Origin of the sequence: Scandinavium sp., assembly GCF_051650185.1 — a bacterium.
Taxonomy (GTDB): Bacteria; Pseudomonadota; Gammaproteobacteria; order Enterobacterales; family Enterobacteriaceae; genus Scandinavium.
The window spans coordinates 41313-62971 of record NZ_JBOFIN010000079.1; the positions used below are offsets into that span (position 1 = coordinate 41313).

A 21659-nucleotide genomic window follows, 5' to 3' on the forward strand; every position below is an offset into this window, starting at 1 on the left:
GACGTAAGAAGGCGCTATGACTGCAACGCTGCCCACCGGGCAATCGTCATTATTAACGCAGATGACACAGCGCCTGGCGCTGTCCGATGCGCAGTTTCGTCGGATATGCCAGCTTATCTACCAGCGCGCAGGAATTGTGCTGGCCGATCATAAGCGCGACATGGTTTACAACCGACTGGTGCGCCGTCTGCGCCAGCTTGGTCTGGATGATTTTGGTCGTTACCTGGCGATGCTGGAGGCGAATCAGGATAACGCGGAGTGGCAGGCATTTATTAACTCGCTGACCACCAACCTGACGGCCTTTTTCCGCGAGGCGCATCACTTCCCGACGCTGGCAGAACACGCCCGCCGTCGGCAGGGTGAATATCGCGTGTGGAGTGCGGCGGCATCGACAGGAGAAGAGCCTTATTCGATAGCCATCACGCTTGCCGACACGTTAGGCACCGCCCCGGGACGCTGGAAGGTGTTTGCCAGTGATATCGACACGGAAGTGCTGAACAAAGCGCAGAGCGGCATCTACCGACAGGATGAACTGAAAACCCTGTCCCAGCAGCAGCTTTCGCACTATTTCATGCGCGGAACCGGGCCACACAACGGGCTGGTGCGCGTGCGGCAGGAACTGGCGAATTATGTGGATTTTGCGCCCGTTAACCTGCTCGACAGGCAGGTCAACGTGCCGGGGCCGTTTGACGCGATTTTTTGTCGCAATGTGATGATCTATTTCGACAAAACGACCCAGCAGGACATTCTGCGCCGTTTCGTTCCCCTGCTTAAGCCTGACGGATTGTTGTTTGCCGGGCACTCAGAGAACTTCAGCAATCTTGTGCGCGAGTTCAGTCTGCGGGGGCAGACGGTGTACGCGCTGAGTAAGGATAAAGCATGAGTAAAATCAGGGTGTTGTCTGTTGATGATTCGGCGCTGATGCGCCAGATCATGACAGAGATCGTCAACAGCCACAGTGATATGGAAATGGTCGCTACCGCGCCTGATCCGCTGGTCGCCCGGGATCTGATTAAAAAGTACAACCCGGATGTGCTGACGCTGGACGTTGAGATGCCGCGTATGGACGGCCTCGATTTTCTGGAAAAGCTGATGCGATTGCGCCCGATGCCGGTGGTCATGGTGTCGTCACTGACCGGTAAAGGGTCTGAAGTGACGCTCCGGGCGCTGGAGTTAGGCGCGGTGGATTTTGTCACCAAGCCGCAGATTGGCATTCGTGAAGGGATGCTGGCCTACAGCGAAATGATTGCCGACAAAGTCCGTGCGGCAGCCAGAGCTCAGGTCAGTGCGCACAAGCCGCTGGTCGCGCCAAAGGCGCTGAAAGCAGGCCCGATGCTCAGCTCGGAAAAACTGCTGGTGATTGGCGCGTCAACGGGCGGTACTGAGGCCATTCGCCACGTGTTGCAGCCGCTGCCGCTGACCAGCCCGGCGATCCTGATCACCCAGCATATGCCGCCGGGCTTTACCCGTTCGTTTGCCGAACGCCTTAACAAGCTGTGTCAGATAGCGGTGAAAGAGGCCGAAGACGGTGAACGCGTGCTGCCGGGCCATGCGTACATTGCGCCGGGGGATAAGCATATGGAGCTGGCGCGAAGCGGGGCGAACTATCAAATCAAAATTCATGACGGGCCGCCGGTGAATCGCCATCGCCCGTCGGTGGATGTGCTGTTTCACTCGGTCGCCAAAAATGCGGGGCGAAATGCGGTGGGGGTGATCCTCACCGGCATGGGCAACGACGGTGCGGCCGGGATGCTGGCGATGCACCAGGCGGGCGCCTGGACGATTGCCCAGAATGAAGCAAGTTGTGTGGTGTTCGGCATGCCGCGTGAGGCCATCAATATGGGTGGCGTCAGCGAAGTGGTCGATCTCAGCCAGGTAAGTCAGCAGATGCTGGCAAAAATCAGTGCCGGACAGGCAATACGTATTTAAGAGGAGTAGTGAAATGGCGGATAAAGAGCTTAAGTTTCTGGTTGTGGATGACTTTTCCACCATGCGTCGCATCGTGCGTAACCTGCTAAAAGAGCTGGGATTTAACAACGTAGAAGAAGCGGAAGATGGCGTGGATGCGCTGAATAAATTGCAGGCAGGCGGGTTTGGCTTTGTGATCTCTGACTGGAACATGCCGAACATGGACGGTCTGGATCTGCTGAAAACCATTCGTGCCGATGGCGCAATGGGCGCGTTACCGGTGCTGATGGTGACCGCAGAAGCGAAGAAAGAGAACATTATTGCCGCAGCTCAGGCCGGAGCCAGTGGCTATGTCGTGAAACCATTTACCGCCGCCATTCTCGAAGAGAAGCTGAACAAAATCTTCGAGAAACTGGGCATGTAAGGGAGAGACGATGATGCAATCCCCCATGAAACCTGCTGATGAACATTCAGCCGCAGATATCATTGCCCGCATCGGCAGCCTCACCCGCATGCTGCGCGACAGCCTGCGTGAGCTCGGCCTCGACCAGGCCATTGCCGAAGCGGCGGAAGCGATCCCGGATGCCCGTGACCGTCTGGATTACGTGGTGCAAATGACCGCGCAGGCGGCTGAGCGCGCGCTGAACTGCGTCGAGCTGTCACAGCCGCACCAGAACCAGATGGAAAAAGAAGCCAAAGCGCTGTCTGGCCGCTGGGATGCGTGGTTTGAAGACCCCATTGAGCTTTCCGATGCCCGTGAACTGGTGACCGACACCCGCAGTTATTTGGCGGATGTGCCAAAACACACCAGTTTTACCAACGCGCAGCTGCTGGAAATCATGATGGCGCAGGACTTCCAGGATCTGACCGGGCAGGTGATCAAACGGATGATGGACGTTATCCAGGAGATTGAGCGCCAGCTGCTGATGGTGCTGCTGGAAAATATGCCAGACCAGAGCGCACGGCCGAAACGTGAAAACGAAAGCCTGCTCAATGGCCCGCAAATGGACACCAGCAAAGCGGGCGTGGTCGCAAGCCAGGATCAGGTCGACGATCTGCTGGACAGCTTAGGCTTCTGAGTCTTGTATCGCCCGGTGGCGCTGGCGCTTACCGGGCCTACAAAATTCTCCTGTAGGCCGGGTAAGCGTATGCGCCACCCGGCAATCCGCCACCCGCCCGTTTTTTTTCAATAGCGCAAATAGCCCCGTTAAAACGGGCTTTCTCCCGCCATTAGCCTCTCACGCCGCTGGCATCATATCCTCAGAATTTTATTAGCGGGATGTTGCTTGTGGCTGAAGAAAGCGACAACGAAGACAAAACAGAAGCCCCCACACCCCAACGGCTGGAAAAGGCGCGTGAAGAAGGGCAGATCCCGCGTTCGCGCGAGCTGACCTCACTGCTGATTTTGCTGGTGGGCGTTGGCGTGCTCTGGCTTGGCGGTGAATCGTTGGGGCGCAGGCTCGCCAGTCTGCTTTCTTCCGGGCTGCACTTCGACCACAGCATCATCAATGACCCGAACCTGATCCTTGGGCAAATCATCCTGCTGATTAAACAGGCCATGCTGGCGTTAACGCCGCTGATTGTGGGCGTGGTGGTGATGGCGCTGCTGGGGCCGGTGATGCTCGGTGGCCTGGTGTTCAGCCCAAAATCACTGGCCTTTAAGTTCGATAAGCTCAATCCCTTGCCGGGGATCGCGCGAATGTTCTCGGCGCAGTCTGCCGCTGAATTACTGAAGGCGATCCTCAAGTCTGTGCTGGTGGGCTGCGTGGCGGGCGTGTTCGTCTGGCTGCACTGGCCCGACATGATGCGGCTTATCAGCGAGTCACCCATGACGGCGATGGGCAATGCGCTGAATATGGTCGGGCTGTGCGCGCTGCTGGTTGCGATTGGCGTGGTGCCGATGGTCGGCTTCGACGTGTTCTTCCAGATTTTCAGCCACATCAAGAAGCTGCGCATGTCTCGTCAGGACATTCGCGATGAGTTTAAACAGAGCGAAGGCGACCCGCATGTAAAAGGGCGTATTCGCCAGATGCAGCGTGCTGCTGCCCGTCGCCGCATGATGGCCGATGTGCCAAAAGCCGACGTTATCGTCACTAACCCGACGCACTATTCGGTGGCGTTGCAGTACGAAGAAAACAAAATGAGCGCGCCAAAAGTGGTGGCGAAAGGCGCTGGCCTTGTCGCGCTGCGTATTCGCGAACTGGGTGAAGAACATAAGATCCCCGTGTTGCAGGCGCCTCCGCTGGCTCGTGCGCTTTATCGTCACGCCGAAATCGGCCAGCAAATTCCCGGCACGCTGTATGCGGCCGTGGCAGAAGTGCTGGCGTGGGTGTGGCAGCTGAAGCGCTGGAAACTGGCGGGCGGCACGCCTCCGAAGAAACCTGAGCATTTACCGGTGCCTGAAGCACTGGATTTTTTGAACGAGAAGGACACTGATGGCTAATCTGGTCGCAATGCTGCGTCTGCCCGGCAACTTTAAATCCACCCAATGGCAGGTGCTTGCCGGGCCGGTGCTGATCCTGCTTATCCTGTCGATGATGGTGCTGCCACTCCCTGCCTTCGTCCTCGATTTGCTTTTTACCTTCAACATTGCGCTGTCGATTATGGTGCTGCTGGTGGCGATGTTCACGCAGCGCACGCTCGAATTTGCGGCTTTCCCGACCATTCTGCTGTTCACGACGTTGCTGCGTCTGGCGCTGAACGTGGCCTCCACCCGTATCATTTTGATGGAAGGGCATACCGGCGCGGCAGCGGCGGGGAAGGTCGTTGAAGCCTTCGGCCACTTCCTTGTCGGGGGCAACTTTGCCATCGGGATCGTGGTGTTCGTGATCCTCGTTATCATCAACTTTATGGTTATCACTAAAGGTGCCGGGCGTATCGCCGAAGTCGGCGCGCGCTTCGTGCTTGACGGGATGCCGGGTAAACAGATGGCGATTGACGCCGATCTGAACGCCGGGTTGATTGGCGAAGAAGATGCCAAACGTCGCCGCGCAGAAGTGACCCAGGAGGCCGATTTCTACGGTTCGATGGACGGTGCGAGTAAATTCGTTCGCGGGGACGCCGTCGCCGGTATTCTGATCATGGTGATTAACGTCATCGGCGGGTTGCTGGTCGGGGTTCTGCAACATGGCATGGATTTAGGCCACGCCGCAGAGAGCTATACGCTGCTCACCATCGGTGATGGCCTGGTAGCGCAGATCCCGGCGCTGGTTATCTCTACCGCCGCAGGCGTTATCGTGACTCGCGTGGCGACCGATCAGGACGTCGGCGAACAGATGGTGGGCCAGCTGTTCAGCAACCCGCGCGTGATGATGCTGAGTGCTGCTGTACTCGGCTTGCTCGGCATGGTGCCGGGGATGCCGAACTTTGTGTTTCTGCTGTTTACGGCGGCACTGCTGGGCCTTGCCTGGTGGCTGCGTGGGCGCGAGCAGAAGGCTCCGGCACAGGCGGCTCCAGTACGTCCACAGGAAAGCCCGCAGGCCGTCGAAGCCACCTGGAATGACGTGCAGCTGGAAGATACGCTTGGGATGGAAGTCGGTTATCGCCTGATCCCGATGGTGGATTCACAACAGGACGGCGAGCTGCTGGGGCGCATCCGTTCTATTCGTAAGAAATTCGCCCAGGAGATGGGCTTCCTGCCGCCGGTGGTGCACATCCGCGACAATATGGATTTGCCGCCCGCTCGTTATCGCATTCTGCTTAAAGGCGTGGATATCGGCAGCGGTGACGCTTATCCGGGGCGCTGGCTGGCGATCAACCCGGGCACCGCTGCGGGTACGCTGCCCGGTGAGCCGACGGTCGACCCGGCGTTTGGCCTGGCCGCTATCTGGATTGAAAGCGCGCTGAAAGAGCAGGCTCAGATTCAGGGCTTTACGGTGGTAGAAGCCAGTACTGTCGTGGCGACACACCTCAACCACTTAATCAGCCTTCATTCGGCCGAGCTGTTTGGCCGTCAGGAAGCGCAGCAACTGCTGGATCGCGTGACGCAGGAGATGCCTAAGCTCACCGAAGATCTGGTGCCGGGCGTGGTGACGCTGACCACTCTGCATAAGGTCCTGCAAAACCTGCTGGACGAGAAAGTGCCAATTCGCGATATGCGCACCATTCTGGAGACGCTGGCGGAACATGCGCCTGTGCAGACCGATCCGCATGAGCTGACCAACGTGGTGCGCGTGGCGCTGGGCCGCGCTATCACGCAACAGTGGTTCCCGGGCAATGGAGAAGTACAGGTCATTGGGCTCGATACCCCGCTGGAGCGCTTGCTGTTGCAGGCCTTGCAAAATGGCGGTGGCCTGGAGCCGGGTCTGGCTGACCGACTGCTGGCACAAACTCAGGAAGCGCTGTCTCGTCAGGAGATGCTCGGCGCGCCGCCAGTGCTGCTGGTTAACCATGCGCTTCGCCCTTTGTTGTCCAGATTCCTGCGTCGGAATCTGCCGCAACTGGTGGTGTTGTCAAATCTGGAACTGTCGGATAACCGCCAGATCCGCATGACCGCGACCATCGGAGGGAAATAATGCGTTTATTACTGGCGCTGATAATGATGTTGCCGCTGATGGCGCAAGCTGCCGGAGAAGGAAGCTGGCAGGCGAGCGGCAGGGGGGTAGTACTCAATCACCGCGGTGAATCTGCGTCTTCGTCGCCGTTAGTCTCTTCACAACCGGCCAGCGGCCTGGTGACGGTGATTGCCTGGCGCTATACGCTGATTGGCCCCACGCCCGCAGGTTTACGTGTACGTCTGTGTTCACAAACGCGCTGCGTGGAGCTCGACGAGCAAAGCGGTACCACGTGGGGATTACAAAACATTCCTGCGGCTGAACCGTTACGCTTTGTCTGGGAAGTGCCGGGGGGCGGCCGCCTGATCCCGGCCCTCAATGTGCAAAGCAATCAGGTCATTGTTAACTACCGCTAATCCCTTCCCCTTACCCGCCAGCCTTGTTTTGCAGGCGGCGTCGCAAAATCGGCCTCGCCTTTTGATTGAATCAAAACGTTGTTTTATAAATCGGTGACGCGCGTGCTCCGACTCTTTGCGTTTTTGCCACATCCGATCCAGCGCTGGCAAAAATGAAAAGGTTTAACGCAGACCATAATTCTACTGTAGCCGTGTAAGGGTCGCTCCAGCACTGATGGGGCAAGCTCTCCTGATAAAAACACGGGATTTACGGCAATGAAAACACGTAAAATCGGATTAGCAAATTATCTCGCCTACGGCTCGGGCGATTTTCTGGGCGCAGGGACCACCGCGCTGACCGCCGCATGGCTTTTATACTTCTACACCACCTTCTGTGGACTCTCTCCCATTGAGGCAACCTTTATCTTTGCCACCGCAAGGGTGCTGGATGCCGTCGTCAGCCCATTGATGGGCTTTTTAACGGATAACTTCGGTTCCACCTGGCTCGGTAAACGCTTTGGCCGCCGTAAGTTTTTCATCATGCTCGGGATCCCTTGTGTGTTCAGCTACTCCTTTATGTGGGTCGGCGACATGGGATTCTGGTACTACCTGCTGACCTATCTGATTTTCGATATCGTCTACACCATGATTCTGGTGCCGTATGAAACGCTGGTGCCGGAAATGACTGACGACTTCAAACAGAAGACCAAATTCTCTGGCGCTCGTATCTCGATGGCTCAGATGTCTGCCATTCTGGCGTCGTTCCTGCCGGGGATCCTGCTGACGCACTTTGGCAAAGACAACGCCGTTTCCTTCTTCTATGCGAGTCTGGTGTTCTCTGTCCTTTGTGCGCTGATGCTCACGTTCGTCTGGTTCTTTACCTGGGAACGGCCACGTGAGGAGTGGAGCGAAGCCGCACTGAGAGCAGAAGAAGAGAAAAAGCAGCTGACGCTGGGGCAAAGCCTCAACCGGCTGATTATCGAGCTGACCTCAACGCTGCGCATCCGCATTTTCCGTCAGCATCTGGGCATGTATCTTGGCGGCTATATCGCACAGGACGTGTTTAACGCCGTGTTCACCTATTACGTGGTGTTTGTGCTGATGCAGGAAGCCTCGTTTGCCTCCAACCTGATGGGCACGATGGCGATTTTCCAGTTCATCGCCGTGATAGCCATGATGCCGCTGTGCATTCGCTTTGGGCCTGCGCCGTCATACCGCCTGGTGGTGGTGTTGTTCGGGCTGAGCTCCATCTCCTACGCCGTGCTCTACTACGCAGGCTTAAGCGATATCTGGTCGCTGATGCTGTTGCTTTCTGCGGTCGCAGGTCTGGGTCGTGGCGGGATCAACTATGTGCCGTGGAACACCTACACCTATATCGCTGATGTCGATGAGGTGATCACCGGGCAGCGCCGCGAAGGGATTTTTGCCGGGATCATGACCCTGACCCGCAAAGCCTCTCAGGCAGGGGCCATCATGCTGGTGGGGATCATCATGCAGGCCTCAGGCTTCGTGTCCGGACAGAAAGTCCAGTCTGCGGAAGTCAGCCACACCATCCTTTTGATCTTAAGCGTGGGCACGGTTGCCGTGTTGATTTGCGGCTTCCTGGTCTCACTGCGCTTCAAGCTGAACCTGCAAACCCACAGTATTTTGCGCGAAGAAACCGCCAAAATGCGCCAGTCCGGTCATGCGATGCGTGAAGCCGCAACGCCCGAAGCTCAGGCGACCGTTGAAATGCTCGCGGGTATGCCGTTCGACTCCCTGTGGGGGAACAACAACATTGGTTATCTGAATCGCAATAAGCCTGCCGCGCCATCGCTCAGGCAGGGTGCTCCACTGAATTCGACATTTAACAGAGGGTAATTACATGAAAGTCTGGCCTGTCAAACATAGCCCATTACTGTGTCAGCCCGAGCGCTTTATTGCTCAGGGTGACCTTAAAGCCCTGATCCAGAAAGTGACGCACAATCTGGTCAGCATCAAGGATGAGAGCGGCGAGTTTTTACTGCGGCTTGATGACGGGCGCGTTATTGACACCAAAGGGTGGGCCGGTTGGGAGTGGACCCACGGCGTCGGGCTGTACGGCATTCATCAGTATTACCAGCAGACCGGTGACGAACAGATGCGGGATATCATCGACGGCTGGTTTGCAGACCGTTTCGCTGAAGGCGCGACCACCAAAAACGTCAATACCATGGCGCCGTTCCTGACGCTGGCTTATCGCTATGAAGAGACGAAAAATGCGCAGTATCTGCCGTGGCTGGAGAGCTGGGCGGAATGGGCGATGAATGACATGCCGCGCACCGAACACGGTGGCATGCAGCACATCACGCTGGCAGAAGAGAATCACCAGCAGATGTGGGATGACACACTGATGATGACGGTCATGCCGCTGGCGAAAATCGGCAAATTGCTGGATCGTCCTGAGTATGTCGAAGAGGCGGTCTATCAGTTCCTGCTGCATGTGCAGAACCTGATGGACAGGCAGACCGGGTTATGGTTCCACGGCTGGAATTACGAAGGCCATCATAACTTTGCCAATGCCCGCTGGGCGCGAGGTAACAGTTGGCTGACCATCGTTATTCCTGATTTCCTTGAACTGGTTGATCTGCCGGAAAACAACGCGGTTCGACGTTATCTGGTTCAGGTGCTGAATGCGCAGATTGCCGCGTTGGCGAAGTGTCAGGATGACAGTGGTCTTTGGCACACGCTGCTCGACGATCCGCATTCGTATCTCGAAGCGTCCGCTACGGCAGGTTTTGCCTACGGCATCCTGAAATCTGTGCGTAAGCGCTATGTTTCTGCGGAGTATGCAGAAGTGGCCGAGAACGCGATTCGCGGAATTATCGCCAACATTTCGCAAGAAGGGGAGTTACTGCAAACGTCCTTTGGAACAGGCATGGGCAGCAATCTGGAGTTTTACCGCCAGATCCCGCTCACCTCGATGCCTTATGGACAAGCGATGGCGATCCTTTGTCTGACGGAGTATTTGCGGAAGTACTTCTGAGAACAAAAAAACCGGCAACAGGTGCCTGTTTTTTTATGGATTGATTTGTAGGCCTGATAAGCGCAGCGCCATCAGGCATGTTCCCCGGTGTCGCGATGCTTACCGGGGCTAAAAAAACAAAACCCGGCAAAAGCCGGGTTTTTTTATGCGCCGTTGGAACGTGTCTTACATACGTTCGATGGTTTCAATACCCAGCGTATCCAGACCCAGTTTCAGGGTCTTCGCCGTCAGCAGTGCCAGCTTCAGGCGGCTGTTACGAATTTCTTCGTTTTCTGCGCTCAGGATAGGGCAGTGCTCATAGAAGCCAGAGAACAGCCCCGCCAGATCGTAGAGGTAAGAACACATCACGTGTGGCGTGCCTTCGCGGGCAACCACATTCAGCATCTCTTCAAACTGCAGCAGACGTGCAGCCAGCTGAGCTTCACGTTCTTCATTAATGACCACAGGGGCATTGATGATAGCCGCTTCTTCCAGACCTGCTTTACGGAACACCGACAGCACGCGGGTGTAGGCATACTGCATGTATGGCGCAGTATTGCCTTCGAATGCCAGCATGTTGTCCCAGTCAAAGACGTAGTCAGTGGTACGGTTTTTGGAGAGATCCGCATATTTCACGGCACCGATACCGACTGCGTTTGCCAGTTTTTCCAGCTCATCAGCAGGCATGTCCGGGTTCTTCTCTGCCACCAGACGGCGTGCACGTTCCAGCGCTTCATCCAGCAGGTCAGAAAGCTTCACGGTGCCGCCCGCACGGGTTTTAAACGGCTTGCCATCTTTGCCAAGCATCATGCCGAACATATGGTGTTCCAGCGGCACAGACGCTGGCACGTAACCTGCTTTGCGCACGATGGTCCACGCCTGCATCAGGTGCTGGTGCTGGCGGGAATCGATGTAGTACAGCACGCGATCGGCATGCAGCGTTTCATAGCGGTATTTCGCGCAGGCGATATCAGTGGTGGTGTACAGATAGCCGCCATCCTTTTTCTGGATGATCACGCCCATCGGTTCGCCTTCCTTGTTTTTGTACTCATCAAGGAACACGACCGTCGCGCCTTCGCTTTCTGTTGCCAGACCTTTCGCTTTCAGGTCTGCCACGATGCCCGGCAGCATTGGATTGTAGAGGCTTTCACCCATTACGTCGTCGCGGGTCAGGGTGACGTTAAGACGATCGTAGGTGATCTGGTTCTGGGTCATGGTGATGTCGACCAGCTTGCGCCACATCTCAAGGAAGTACGCATCGCCGCCTTGCAATTTCACCACGTAGTTACGCGCGCGCTCGGCAAAGACTTCGTCTTCGTCGTAGTGCTTTTTGGCTTCACGGTAGAAGCCTTCGAGGTCCGCCAGCGCCATTTCACCGGCGTTTTCCTGCTGCTGCTTTTCAAGGTAAGCAATCAGCATACCGAACTGAGTGCCCCAGTCCCCGACGTGGTTTGCGCGGATAACTTTATGGCCGAGGAATTCCAGCGTACGGACAGCGGCATCGCCGATGATGGTGGAACGCAGGTGGCCGACGTGCATCTCTTTTGCCACGTTTGGCGCAGAGTAGTCGATAACCACGGTTTGTGCTTCAGGCTGCGCCACGCCCAGACGCTCGGATTTCAGGGCATCGCTTACGCCCTGAGCCAGAAACGCCGGGTCGAGGAAGATATTGATGAAGCCAGGACCCGCGATTTCGACCTTATTGGCGATGCCGTTGAGATCCAGATGAGTCAGAACCTGCTCTGCGAGTTGTCGTGGTGCCATGCCCAGTTTTTTCGCAACTGCCATCACGCCATTGGCCTGATAGTCGCCAAACTGTACTTTTGCAGACTGACGAACCTGCGGTTCGCAATCGGCAGGCGCACCTGCCGCAATCAGGGCCTGACTGACTTTTTCTGAGAGAAGAGCCTGAATATTCACCGGAATACCTTACGTTTTTGACGCGGGTAGAAAAATACCCGTATCAGTTGAAGAAATGAGGGCAGAAGTATACTGCATTTGCACTAAGCCGTCAGCCCTGGAGCGGCGCGTTAATCAGCAGTTGGATGCGCTCTTTCAACAAGGTAAATTAGCGGCCTGCAAAAAAGAACTGAGGTAAAGAATGGGCTGGCAAACAATCGAAGCGTTACAGGATATTCAGGCGGATTTGCCAAGGTTTACTCAGGCGTTAACGGCGCTGGCTGAACGTCTCGGCCTTGAGATTGCCTCGCTTGAGGCGGACCATATTTCTTTGCGCTGCCATCAAAACGCCACCGCGGAACGCTGGCGTCAAGGCTTCGAGCAGTGCGGTGAGCTGTTGTCAGAAAACATCATTAACGGGCGTCCAATCTGCTTATTCAAATTGCACGAGCCCGTCTGCGTTGAGCACTGGCGTTTTACGGTGGTTGAATTGCCGTGGCCTGGCGAGAAACGCTATCCGCACGAAGGCTGGGAGCATATCGAAATTGTGCTGCCGGGCGCGCCTGAAGCGTTGAATGCGCGCGCACTGGCTTTACTGTCGGATGAAGGGCTGAGCCAGCCGGGGATTTTCGTCAAAACCAGCTCACCGAAAGGCGAGCATGAACGGCTGCCGAATCCGACGCTGGCGGTCACCGATGGCAAGGTCACGATTAAATTTCACCCATGGTCTATTGAAGAGATCGTGGCGAGTGAAGCGGGCGATACAACAATGTGAGCTTACGCGAGATCTGCTTTTTGAGAACGTGTCAAAATGCAGTATTAGCGTGAACAGGAGAAGGTAATGGCTTTGCTGGAAGTGTGCTGTTACAGCATGGAATGTGCGCGTGAGGCGCAGGAAAAAGGCGCCGATCGCATTGAGCTTTGCGCAGCACCGCTGGAAGGGGGCTTAACGCCGTCATTTGGCGTGCTGAAAACAGCGCGTGAGCAGGTGAGCATCCCGGTACATCCAATTGTGCGTCCGCGCGGTGGCGATTTTTGTTATACCGACGGTGAGTTCGCCGCGATGCTGGAAGACGTTCGCACCATTCGTGAACTCGGTTTTCCGGGGCTGGTGACTGGCATTCTGGATGCCGATGGCAACGTGGATATGCCCCGTATGCGTCAGGTGATGGAGGCAGCAGGGCCGCTGGCGGTCACTTTCCATCGGGCATTTGATATGTGTGCTAATCCGTTGCAGGCATTTGAAAACCTGCGAGAACTTGGTGTGGCACGTGTGCTGACTTCTGGTCAGCAGCCGACGGCGGAGAAAGGACTTTCATTAATTGGGGAACTTATTGCCCTGGGCGACGCTCCAATTATTATGGCCGGTGCTGGCGTACGAGCTAACAACATCCCGTTGTTCCTCGAAGCTGGCGTGAAGGAAGTTCACAGTTCAGCCGGGCAGTGGGTTCCGTCAGTAATGCGTTATCGCAACCCGGGGCTGTCGATGTCCACAGACCCGACAGCAGATGAATACTCACGATACGCCGTGAACGGCGAATCGGTAGCGGAGATGAAGGCGATCGTTGACCGTTACAAGCACTAGCGATTTTTACCGCGCATCATGTCGCCCAATGTGATGCATATTTGTACCAGGCCCCTGCCATTAACAGGGGCCTTTTTTTGTCTCATTTTCGGCCAAACAAATCCCTTGCCGTAGGCCCGGTAAGGCATCGCCGCCACCGGGCATGCAATTAAGGCTTTTTCGCCACAATCACCGCACGCAGCGGGGCAGGGTAGCCTTCAATGGTTTTGCTGCTGTCATTCGGGTCGAGGAAGTCGCCCAATGATTCGGTGATCATCCACCCGGTACGACGCTGTTCTTCGGTGCTGGTGACGTTCATGTCGACAATTCGCACATCCACGAAGCCGCATTTTTCCAGCCACTGTTTCAGGGCCGGAGCCGACGGAATGAAGTAAACGTTACGCATCTGTGCGTAGCGGTCACCCGGAACCAGGACGGTGTTTTCATCGCCTTCCACCACCAGGGTTTCCAGCACCAGTTCGCCTTCACTTACCAGCTGATCTTTCAACTGCCAGAGATGTTCCAGCGGTGAACGGCGGTGATAGAGCACGCCCATTGAAAACACAGTGTCGAACGCATTAAGCGCAGGCATTTGCTCAATGCCGAGCGGCAGCAGGTGAGCACGCTGATCGTTGCCCAGCAGTTTACGCACCGCTTCAAACTGACACAGAAATAACTGCGTCGGATCGATGCCGACAGCCAGCTTGGCGCCTGCGCCAATCATGCGCCACATGTGATAGCCGCTGCCGCAGCCAACATCGAGAATGGTGCGTCCTGATAAGTCAGACAGATGGGGTAACACGCGGTCCCACTTCCAGTCCGAGCGCCATTCTGTATCAATATTGATGCCGTACAGCGAAAACGGCCCTTTGCGCCACGGCATGAGGTTGCGCAGCAGGACGTCCATGCGTTTCAGCTGACCTTCGCTTAACGGCTGCTCGCTTTCGGCGGTAACGCTGTGCAGTAAATCAAGCTTGTACGGCTGAATTTCAGGCATGAATTCTACCGCGCGGGTCCACTGTTTCATCAGGCCATGAACGCCTTCGCGCTGCCATGCGCCAATCTGCGCAGGCAGCGTTTCCAGCCAGCGCGACAGCAGCGGATCTTTGGCGATGAGCTGATAGAAATGGCCAAACTCAATCATTCGTCAGCCCCGGCTTTCAGTGCGATCAGCGATCCGAAATTGAAACACTGGAACCACAGTTCGCTGTGAGCAAACCCGGCGGCGTGCAGACGCGCTTTGTGCGTTTCGACAGAATCGGTGAGCATCACGTTTTCCAGCATGCTGCGCTTCTGGCTTATTTCCAGCTCGCTGTAGCCGTTGGCGCGTTTAAAATCATGATGCATGTTAAACAGCAGCTCGCCGACGTTGTGGTCTTCGAAGCTGAATTTCTCGGACAGCACCAGCGCACCGCCAGGGTTCAGCCCTTTGCAGATTTTTTCCAGCAGCGCCTGGCGTTCCGGGGGCTCAATAAACTGCATCGTGAAATTGAGGACCACCATCGAGGCGTTCTCAATCTCGATGTCGCGAATATCGCCTTCGATGATTTCCACGGGGGTCGGCGCTTTATAAGCGTCGATATGGCGACGGCAGCGTTCAACCATCGCGGGTGAGTTGTCTACGCCAATGATTTTGCAGCCTTCTGCGGCAATGTTGCGGCGCACAGAAAGTGTGGCTGCGCCCAGCGAACAGCCTAAGTCATAAACCTGGGTATTTGGCTTAACAAAGCGCTCGGCCAGCATGCCAATCATCGAGATGATGTTGGAATAGCCAGGCACTGAGCGTTGGATCATATCGGGGAAAACTTCTGCTACCCGTTCATCGAAGGTCCAGTCGCCGAGGCTTGCGATCGGCGCGGAAAAAAGCGTGTCGCGATGGGACATAACGTGATTCCAGAAAATAAAAAACGGCGTATTGTGCGCTAACGCAGGGAGAAAACCAACTCCCACGGCAGATACCAGAGATTTGCCAGCACCATTAGCGCAAGCGAGCACCAGGTGGCACTCATCGCGGAACGACGCCAGCGGAACAGACAGTGATGGAAACCGTAGTAGTGCATCAGGCGCCCGGCAATCAACAGCAGCCCGCAGACGTGCACCATCCAGGTTTCTGCGCCGTTCATCTCCATAAACAGCAGCAACACCAGGCCGACGGGAATGTATTCGACGGCGTTGCCATGAATACGAATGGCGCATTGCAGTTCGCCAAAACCGCCGTCGCCATAGGCCACGCGATACTGCAAACGCAGGCGAACCACATCGAAAGAAAACTTAATCAACAGCAACGCACCTAACACGGCGTATAGCGCGCTTACCATACAAACTCCCTTTTAAACTGGCTGACTGCACTGACTGTTCGAGGAAGGATAACTCAAAAAAGCGAAGTTTGCTTTGGGATAGCGGGTGCGGAACCGACTTCTGGCAAAACGTCTTGCAGACTCTTCCACAGCGTATCGACCAGTTCAGGAGCCTGGGCAATATCCGGCGTGTGGAGAAATAAATAAGGCGTGGTGGTTTGCGTCCATTTAGGCAGGGCTTTTAGCCAGACGGCAAACAGCGCCTGATTCTGTGCCATATCGTCGCTGCCGATAAATCGCACCATTGGGTTATGGGCGGTGACGACTGCATGCACGGGAACCTTCGGCTTTTTACGCTGAGCGTCGATAATGGCTTCATTGTGCGGCTTCGCGCTGTGCACCGGGCGGCTGTCCATAATCACCCGATTCACGCCTCGCTCATGCAGGCCGCGGTTGAGCTGTTGTTCCTCTTCGCCTTTCATGAAGAACAGCGGATGGCGAACTTCAACGCCATAGGTGAACGCTTTAGGCAGACTATCAAGGAAATACCACAGGGCAGGGAGGTCTGCTGGTGAGAAAGCCGCAGGCAGCTGAAGCCAGTATTGCCCAAGACGATTTTCCAGCGGCGACAGGCGGCTAAAAAATTCGAGCGTCAAGTCTTCGCAATGGCGAAGTGCAGCCTGGTGGCTGATGGTGGCCGGAAATTTAAAACAGAAGCGAAAATCATCGGTGGTTTGTTCACGCCAGCGCTGAACAACCTCGGCTTTTGGCAAGGCATAAAGCGTGGTATTGCCTTCCACACAGGTAAAGTGGCGGGCGTACTCTTCCAGACTGGTGATGCCAAGCCGCACCCACTTCGGGTGCGACCATTGCGGCAAGCCGATATAAATCATAACGCTTTGAGGATGTCCTCGGTGCTGCGCACACGGCCCAGACGCGGGAAGATATTCGTCATGCTGCCCTGATGCTGTTCTGCGGTGGCTGCGCTACAGGCGTCTTCTGCAATCACCACGTTGAAGCCCAGTTCCCACGCGTTACGGGCGGTAGACTCAACGCCGATGTTGGTGGAAATGCCGCACAGCACGATAGTGTCGATACCGCGACGGCGAAGCTGAAGCTCCAGATCGGTGCCATAGAACGCGCCCCACTGGCGTTTGGTGACTTCGATATCGCTATTTTGTTTTCCCAAAGCCTGCGGATAAGTCCACCAGTTTTCGGGTAACGCGCTGGCAGCATGTTGGGCATCAACCGGCTGCTTCAGAGCTTCGGCAAAATCGGCAGACCAGCCGACGCGAACCATAATAACGGGCGATCCCTGCTCGCGGCATTTATCAGCAAGTTTTGCTGATTTCGCCACGACGTCCCCGGCAGTGTGTGGGCCACCTGCGAAAGGCAAAATACCTTCCTGGAGGTCAATCACGACCAGCGCCGTTTTTTTTGCATTCAGTTCAAACATAATAATCCCCGTTAAATCACATCATTAGGCCGCTAACAATACGATGAGTCGCGGCGTGCAGGCGTCACAAAATTTGTTAATTTTTGTGAGTAGAGCCAACCAGCGAACAGCAAACGCGCGTCTGGTGCGCGACGGACTTATCGCGCGGCAGAATTTCCAGTATAATAGCCCCCTTTTTTCATCCAGTTGTGACATTAAGCGAAAGCTGCGACAAGTGTGCCTGCGGCTAAGTTAAGGGAACTCTCATGCGTACAGAATATTGCGGGCAGCTCCGTCAGTCCCACGTTGGGCAGCAGGTAACCCTGTGTGGTTGGGTTAACCGCCGCCGTGACCTCGGCAGCCTTATCTTCATTGATATGCGTGACCGTGAAGGCATCGTTCAGGTGTTCTTCGATCCGGATCGCGCCGAAGCTTTAAAACTGGCTTCCGAACTGCGTAATGAGTTTTGCATTCAAATCACCGGGACCGTGCGTGCGCGCGACGCGAAAAACGTCAACAGCGACATGGCAACCGGTGAAATCGAAGTGCTGGCGTCTGACCTGGTTATCATCAACCGCGCAGAATCTCTGCCGCTTGACTCGAATCACGTCAACACCGAAGAAGCGCGTCTGAAGTACCGTTATCTCGACCTGCGTCGCCCGGAAATGGCAAACCGCCTGAAAACCCGCGCGAAAATCACCAGCTTTGTGCGTCGCTTTATGGACGACCACGGGTTCCTCGATATCGAAACCCCGATGCTGACCAAAGCCACGCCAGAAGGTGCGCGTGACTATCTGGTTCCTTCGCGCGTTCACAAAGGTAAATTCTACGCGCTGCCACAGTCTCCTCAGCTGTTCAAACAGCTGCTGATGATGTCCGGTTTCGACCGCTACTATCAGATTGTGAAATGCTTCCGTGACGAAGACCTGCGTGCTGACCGCCAGCCTGAATTTACCCAGATCGACGTAGAGACTTCCTTCATGACCGCACCACAGGTGCGTGAAGTGATGGAGGCGCTGGTGCGCGACCTGTGGCAGGACATTATCGGTGTGGATCTGGGTGACTTCCCGATCATGACCTTCGCTGAAGCGGAGCGTCGTTACGGTTCCGACAAGCCAGACCTGCGTAACCCGATGGAACTGGTGGACGTTGCTGATCTGCTGAAGAGCGTTGAGTTCGCGGTGTTCTCTGGCCCGGCGAACGATGCCAAAGGCCGTGTGGCTGCCCTGCGCGTGCCAGGTGGTGCGGCACTGAGCCGTAAGCAGATTGACGACTACGGCAACTTTATCAAGATCTACGGCGCGAAAGGCCTGGCTTACATCAAAGTCACCGAACGCGCGAAAGGTCTGGAAGGCATCACCAGCCCGGTGGCCAAATTCCTGAACGCTGAAATCATTGAAGAGATCCTGACCCGTACCGGTGCTCAGGATGGCGACATGATCTTCTTCGGCGCAGACAACAAGAAAGTCGTTGCTGACTCCATGGGCGCGCTGCGTCTGAAGCTTGGCAAAGACCTGAGCCTGACCGACGAAAACAAATGGGCGCCGCTGTGGGTTATCGACTTCCCCATGTTTGAAGAAGACGGCGAAGGCGGCCTGACGGCAATGCACCACCCGTTCACCTCACCGAAAGACATGAGCGCGGCAGAGCTGAAAGCGGCACCGGAAGAGGCCGTGGCGAACGCCTACGATATGGTTATCAACGGCTACGAAGTGGGCGGCGGTTCAGTGCGTATTCACAGCGGTGAAATGCAGCAGACCGTGTTCGGCATTCTGGGCATCAACGAGCAGGAACAGCGTGAGAAGTTCGGCTTCCTGTTAGACGCTCTGAAGTACGGCACGCCGCCACACGCGGGCCTGGCATTTGGTCTGGATCGTCTGACCATGCTGCTGACCGGCACCGACAACATCCGTGATGTTATCGCCTTCCCGAAAACCACGGCAGCAGCCTGTCTGATGACCGAAGCGCCAAGCTTTGCAAATCCGGCTTCTCTGACTGAACTGGGTATTCAGGTTGTGGTGAAAGAGCCAAAAGAGTCTGCGGAGAACAAGTAATATGCCCTTCAAGCTTCCTGTTTCGGTTCTGGTAGTGATTTACGCGCAGGACACGAAGCGGGTGCTGATGTTGCAGCGGCGCGACGATCCTGATTTTTGGCAGTCGGTTACCGGCAGTCTGGAAGAGGGTGAAACCGCGCGGCAAGCCGCCGAGCGCGAAGTAAAGGAAGAGGTCGCCATTGACGTTGCCTCAGAGCCGTTGGCCTTAATTGACTGTCAGCGCACGGTAGAGTTTGAAATCTTTACGCATTTACGTCATCGCTATGCGCCGGGCACAGAGCACAATACGGAATCGTGGTTCTGTCTTGCGTTGCCTCACGAACGTCAGATTGAGATAAGCGAACATCTCGCCTGGCGTTGGGTGGCCGCCTCCGAGGCGGCGGCTCTGACCAAGTCGTGGAGCAACCGGCAGGCGATTGAAGAATTTGTAATTAAAACGGCCTGAGGGCCGTTCTTTTCGGAGAGTTATTTATGGCAGGTCATAGTAAATGGGCCAACACCAAACACCGCAAAGCGGCACAGGATGCCAAGCGCGGTAAAATCTTCACCAAAATCATCCGCGAGCTGGTTACCGCAGCGCGTCTGGGCGGCGGCGATGCAGGTTCTAACCCGCGTCTGCGTGCGGCTATCGACAAAGCGCTGTCTAACAACATGACTCGCGACACCCTGAATCGCGCGATTGCTCGTGGTGTCGGTGGTGATGAAGACGCAAACATGGAAACCATCATTTATGAAGGTTACGGTCCTGGCGGCACGGCGGTGATGGTGGAATGTCTGTCTGACAACCGTAACCGTACCGTGGCAGAAGTGCGTCATGCCTTCAGCAAAACCGGTGGCAACCTGGGCACCGACGGTTCCGTTGCTTACCTGTTCAGCAAGAAAGGCGTTATCTCCTTCGAGAAAGGCGATGAAGAGACCATCATGGAAGCTGCGCTGGAAGCCGGTGCTGAAGACGTAGTGACCTATGACGACGGCGCGATTGATGTTTACACCGCGTGGGAAGAAATGGGTGCGGTGAAAGATGCGCTGGAAGCGGCGGGCCTGAAAGCCGACAACGCTGAAGTCTCCATGATCCCTTCAACCAAAGCTGATATGGATGCGGAAACCGCACCAAAACTGCTGCGTCTGATCGACATGCTGGAAGACTGTGATGATGTGCAAGAGGTTTACCACAACGGTGAGATCTCTGATGAGGTTGCGGCTACGCTGTAATGGCGTGGGCTAATCTCAATGCAATCGGAGGCGCGTGATGGCTATTATTCTCGGCATTGATCCGGGTTCACGCGTCACCGGGTATGGCGTGATTCGCCAGGTCGGGCGGCAACTGAGTTATCTCGGCAGCGGCTGTATCCGGACTAAGGTCGACGACTTACCGTCGAGACTGAAGCTGATATACGCCGGCGTGTCGGAAATTATTACTCAGTTTCAGCCCGATATTTTTGCCATCGAACAAGTGTTTATGGCGAAAAATGCCGACTCAGCGCTCAAGCTTGGTCAGGCACGCGGCGTGGCGATTGTGGCGGCAGTCAATCAGGATTTGCCCGTCTTCGAATACGCGGCCCGTCAGGTGAAGCAAACCGTCGTGGGCAACGGTGGGGCGGAAAAAACGCAGGTCCAGCACATGGTGCGAACGCTGCTCAAACTCCCCGCCAATCCGCAAGCGGATGCCGCCGATGCGCTGGCTATCGCCATCACCCATTGTCATATCAGTCAGAACGCGATGCAGATGAGTGACTCAAAGCTCAATCTGGCACGCGGAAGATTAAGATAGAATAAGAGAATAGAGGCTGGATATTTATCCAGCCTTTAATTGCAGACAAAGAAGGATAAAACGTGGTTTTTCCTTCTTTGTGGTTAGCAGCCGAAAATCAACGAGTTGATTTTCCTTATTTTTGTCTGGTGATATTTTCTGGATCTGCAATTAAGCAGGCTATGTCATCATATTGGGGCTGGATATTTATCCAGCCTTTTTTTATGATAGCGCATTGATCTCATTCTTTAACGCAGGAGCGTCACGTGATCGGCAGACTCAGAGGCATTATTCTGGAAAAACAACCCCCACTGGTTTTGCTGGAGGCGGGTGGTGTTGGCTATGAAGTGCATATGCCGATGACCTGTTTCTACGAACTGCCCGATCAGGGCAAAGAAGCCATCATCTTCACCCATTTTGTGGTGCGTGAAGATGCGCAGCTCCTGTTTGGCTTCAACAACAAGCAAGAGCGCACGCTGTTCAAGGAGCTGATCAAAACCAATGGCGTAGGGCCAAAACTGGCGCTGGCTATTCTTTCCGGTATGTCAGCTCAGCAGTTTGTGAATGCTGTAGAGCGTGAAGATTCTGTTGCTCTGGTGAAGCTGCCGGGCATTGGCAAGAAAACGGCAGAACGCCTGGTTGTCGAGATGAAAGACCGCTTTAAAGGGCTGCATGGCGACTTGTTTACGCCGGCTTCTGATTTGGTGTTGACTTCCCCGGCAAGCCAGGCCACTGACGATGCTGAGCAGGAAGCCGTTGCAGCGCTGGTGGCGCTGGGCTATAAACCTCAGGAAGCCAGTCGGATGGTGAGCAAAATCGCCAGCCCGAATGCCAGCAGTGAAACGTTAATCCGCGACGCGCTTCGCGCCGCGATGTGAGGT

General features: G+C 55.6%; 22 protein-coding genes. 16 read left to right on the top strand and 6 right to left on the bottom strand.

Annotation, left to right across the window (positions count from 1 at the left end):
- The first annotated feature begins 16 nt into the window (after positions 1 to 16).
- The 9 genes from cheR (at position 17) to bglB (ending at position 9800) form a co-directional block, all read left to right on the top strand.
- Positions 17 to 883 (top strand): protein-glutamate O-methyltransferase CheR, encoded by an 867-nt coding sequence (gene cheR, locus ACRCWW_RS10390; protein WP_438682352.1) that lies wholly within the window; start codon positions 17 to 19, stop codon positions 881 to 883.
- Complete coding sequence (locus tag ACRCWW_RS10395) at positions 880 to 1929, top strand: protein-glutamate methylesterase/protein-glutamine glutaminase (RefSeq protein WP_404657962.1); 1050 nt, start codon at positions 880 to 882, stop codon at positions 1927 to 1929. Before cheR ends, ACRCWW_RS10395 begins: the two co-directional genes overlap by 4 nt.
- Positions 1930 to 1942: 13 nt before the next feature.
- Positions 1943 to 2332 (top strand): chemotaxis response regulator CheY, encoded by a 390-nt coding sequence (gene cheY / locus ACRCWW_RS10400; RefSeq protein WP_330984371.1) that lies wholly within the window; start codon positions 1943 to 1945, stop codon positions 2330 to 2332.
- 10 nt (positions 2333 to 2342) lie between these two features.
- Positions 2343 to 2987, top strand: coding sequence for a protein phosphatase CheZ (gene cheZ, locus ACRCWW_RS10405; protein ID WP_330984370.1), 645 nt, complete (start codon positions 2343 to 2345; stop codon positions 2985 to 2987).
- A gap of 209 nt (positions 2988 to 3196) precedes the next feature.
- Positions 3197 to 4351: a flagellar biosynthesis protein FlhB gene (gene flhB / locus ACRCWW_RS10410; protein ID WP_438682353.1), complete on the top strand. Its 1155-nt coding sequence runs from the start codon at positions 3197 to 3199 to the stop codon at positions 4349 to 4351.
- Complete coding sequence (gene flhA, locus ACRCWW_RS10415) at positions 4344 to 6422, top strand: flagellar biosynthesis protein FlhA (protein ID WP_438682354.1); 2079 nt, start codon at positions 4344 to 4346, stop codon at positions 6420 to 6422. Before flhB ends, flhA begins: the two co-directional genes overlap by 8 nt.
- Positions 6422 to 6817 carry a flagellar protein FlhE gene (gene flhE / locus ACRCWW_RS10420; protein WP_438682355.1) on the top strand — a complete coding sequence of 132 codons (396 nt, stop codon included), beginning with the start codon at positions 6422 to 6424 and terminating at the stop codon, positions 6815 to 6817. The genes flhA and flhE overlap by 1 nt, the downstream gene beginning before the upstream one ends.
- A gap of 255 nt (positions 6818 to 7072) precedes the next feature.
- Positions 7073 to 8656, top strand: coding sequence for an MFS transporter (locus ACRCWW_RS10425; RefSeq protein ID WP_438682356.1), 1584 nt, complete (start codon positions 7073 to 7075; stop codon positions 8654 to 8656).
- A 4-nt stretch (positions 8657 to 8660) separates the two neighbouring features.
- Complete coding sequence (bglB, locus tag ACRCWW_RS10430; protein WP_438682357.1) at positions 8661 to 9800, top strand: beta-galactosidase BglB; 1140 nt, start codon at positions 8661 to 8663, stop codon at positions 9798 to 9800.
- A 165-nt stretch (positions 9801 to 9965) separates the two neighbouring features.
- Here the strand turns inward: bglB and argS are convergent, their stop codons facing one another.
- On the bottom strand, positions 9966 to 11699 hold the full coding sequence (gene argS / locus ACRCWW_RS10435; protein WP_438682358.1) for an arginine--tRNA ligase: 1734 nt from the start codon (positions 11697 to 11699) through the stop codon (positions 9966 to 9968).
- A gap of 181 nt (positions 11700 to 11880) precedes the next feature.
- Here argS and ACRCWW_RS10440 point away from each other — a divergent pair, with 181 nt between their 5' ends.
- Positions 11881 to 12453, top strand: coding sequence for a VOC family protein (locus ACRCWW_RS10440; RefSeq protein ID WP_404657952.1), 573 nt, complete (start codon positions 11881 to 11883; stop codon positions 12451 to 12453).
- 66 nt (positions 12454 to 12519) lie between these two features.
- Entirely contained in the window at positions 12520 to 13263 is a 744-nt protein-coding gene (gene cutC / locus ACRCWW_RS10445; protein ID WP_438682359.1) for a copper homeostasis protein CutC, read from the top strand.
- Positions 13264 to 13411: 148 nt separating this feature from the next.
- On the opposite strand, the gene cmoB is transcribed toward cutC, so the two are convergent.
- From cmoB to ACRCWW_RS10470, 5 genes are read right to left on the bottom strand one after another with little or no spacing between them, the layout of a single operon-like run.
- A complete protein-coding gene (gene cmoB / locus ACRCWW_RS10450) occupies positions 13412 to 14386 on the bottom strand; it encodes a tRNA 5-methoxyuridine(34)/uridine 5-oxyacetic acid(34) synthase CmoB (protein WP_438682360.1) in 975 nt (324 codons plus the stop codon).
- The gene (gene cmoA / locus ACRCWW_RS10455) at positions 14383 to 15126 is read right to left on the bottom strand and encodes a carboxy-S-adenosyl-L-methionine synthase CmoA (protein ID WP_438682361.1); all 744 of its coding nucleotides are present in this window, start codon (positions 15124 to 15126) and stop codon (positions 14383 to 14385) included. The genes cmoB and cmoA overlap by 4 nt, the downstream gene beginning before the upstream one ends.
- Before the next feature lie 38 nt (positions 15127 to 15164).
- Positions 15165 to 15560 (bottom strand): MAPEG family protein, encoded by a 396-nt coding sequence (locus ACRCWW_RS10460; protein ID WP_438682362.1) that lies wholly within the window; start codon positions 15558 to 15560, stop codon positions 15165 to 15167.
- A 53-nt stretch (positions 15561 to 15613) separates the two neighbouring features.
- Entirely contained in the window at positions 15614 to 16432 is an 819-nt protein-coding gene (locus ACRCWW_RS10465) for a DUF72 domain-containing protein (protein WP_438682363.1), read from the bottom strand.
- Positions 16429 to 16995: a hydrolase gene (locus tag ACRCWW_RS10470; protein ID WP_438682364.1), complete on the bottom strand. Its 567-nt coding sequence runs from the start codon at positions 16993 to 16995 to the stop codon at positions 16429 to 16431. The genes ACRCWW_RS10465 and ACRCWW_RS10470 overlap by 4 nt, the downstream gene beginning before the upstream one ends.
- Positions 16996 to 17240: 245 nt before the next feature.
- On the opposite strand from ACRCWW_RS10470, the gene aspS reads away from it, so the two are divergent.
- From aspS to ruvA, 5 genes are all read left to right on the top strand, one after another.
- Positions 17241 to 19028 (top strand): aspartate--tRNA ligase, encoded by a 1788-nt coding sequence (gene aspS, locus ACRCWW_RS10475; RefSeq protein ID WP_438682365.1) that lies wholly within the window; start codon positions 17241 to 17243, stop codon positions 19026 to 19028.
- Between the two features lies 1 nt (position 19029).
- On the top strand, positions 19030 to 19473 hold the full coding sequence (gene nudB / locus ACRCWW_RS10480; RefSeq protein ID WP_438682366.1) for a dihydroneopterin triphosphate diphosphatase: 444 nt from the start codon (positions 19030 to 19032) through the stop codon (positions 19471 to 19473).
- A gap of 26 nt (positions 19474 to 19499) precedes the next feature.
- Positions 19500 to 20240: a YebC/PmpR family DNA-binding transcriptional regulator gene (locus ACRCWW_RS10485; RefSeq protein WP_438682367.1), complete on the top strand. Its 741-nt coding sequence runs from the start codon at positions 19500 to 19502 to the stop codon at positions 20238 to 20240.
- Positions 20241 to 20277: 37 nt separating this feature from the next.
- Positions 20278 to 20799, top strand: a complete 522-nt coding sequence (gene ruvC, locus ACRCWW_RS10490; protein ID WP_438682368.1) for a crossover junction endodeoxyribonuclease RuvC — start codon at positions 20278 to 20280, stop codon at positions 20797 to 20799.
- A 245-nt stretch (positions 20800 to 21044) separates the two neighbouring features.
- Positions 21045 to 21656, top strand: coding sequence for a Holliday junction branch migration protein RuvA (gene ruvA, locus ACRCWW_RS10495; protein ID WP_330983691.1), 612 nt, complete (start codon positions 21045 to 21047; stop codon positions 21654 to 21656).
- Positions 21657 to 21659: the final 3 nt, after the last annotated feature.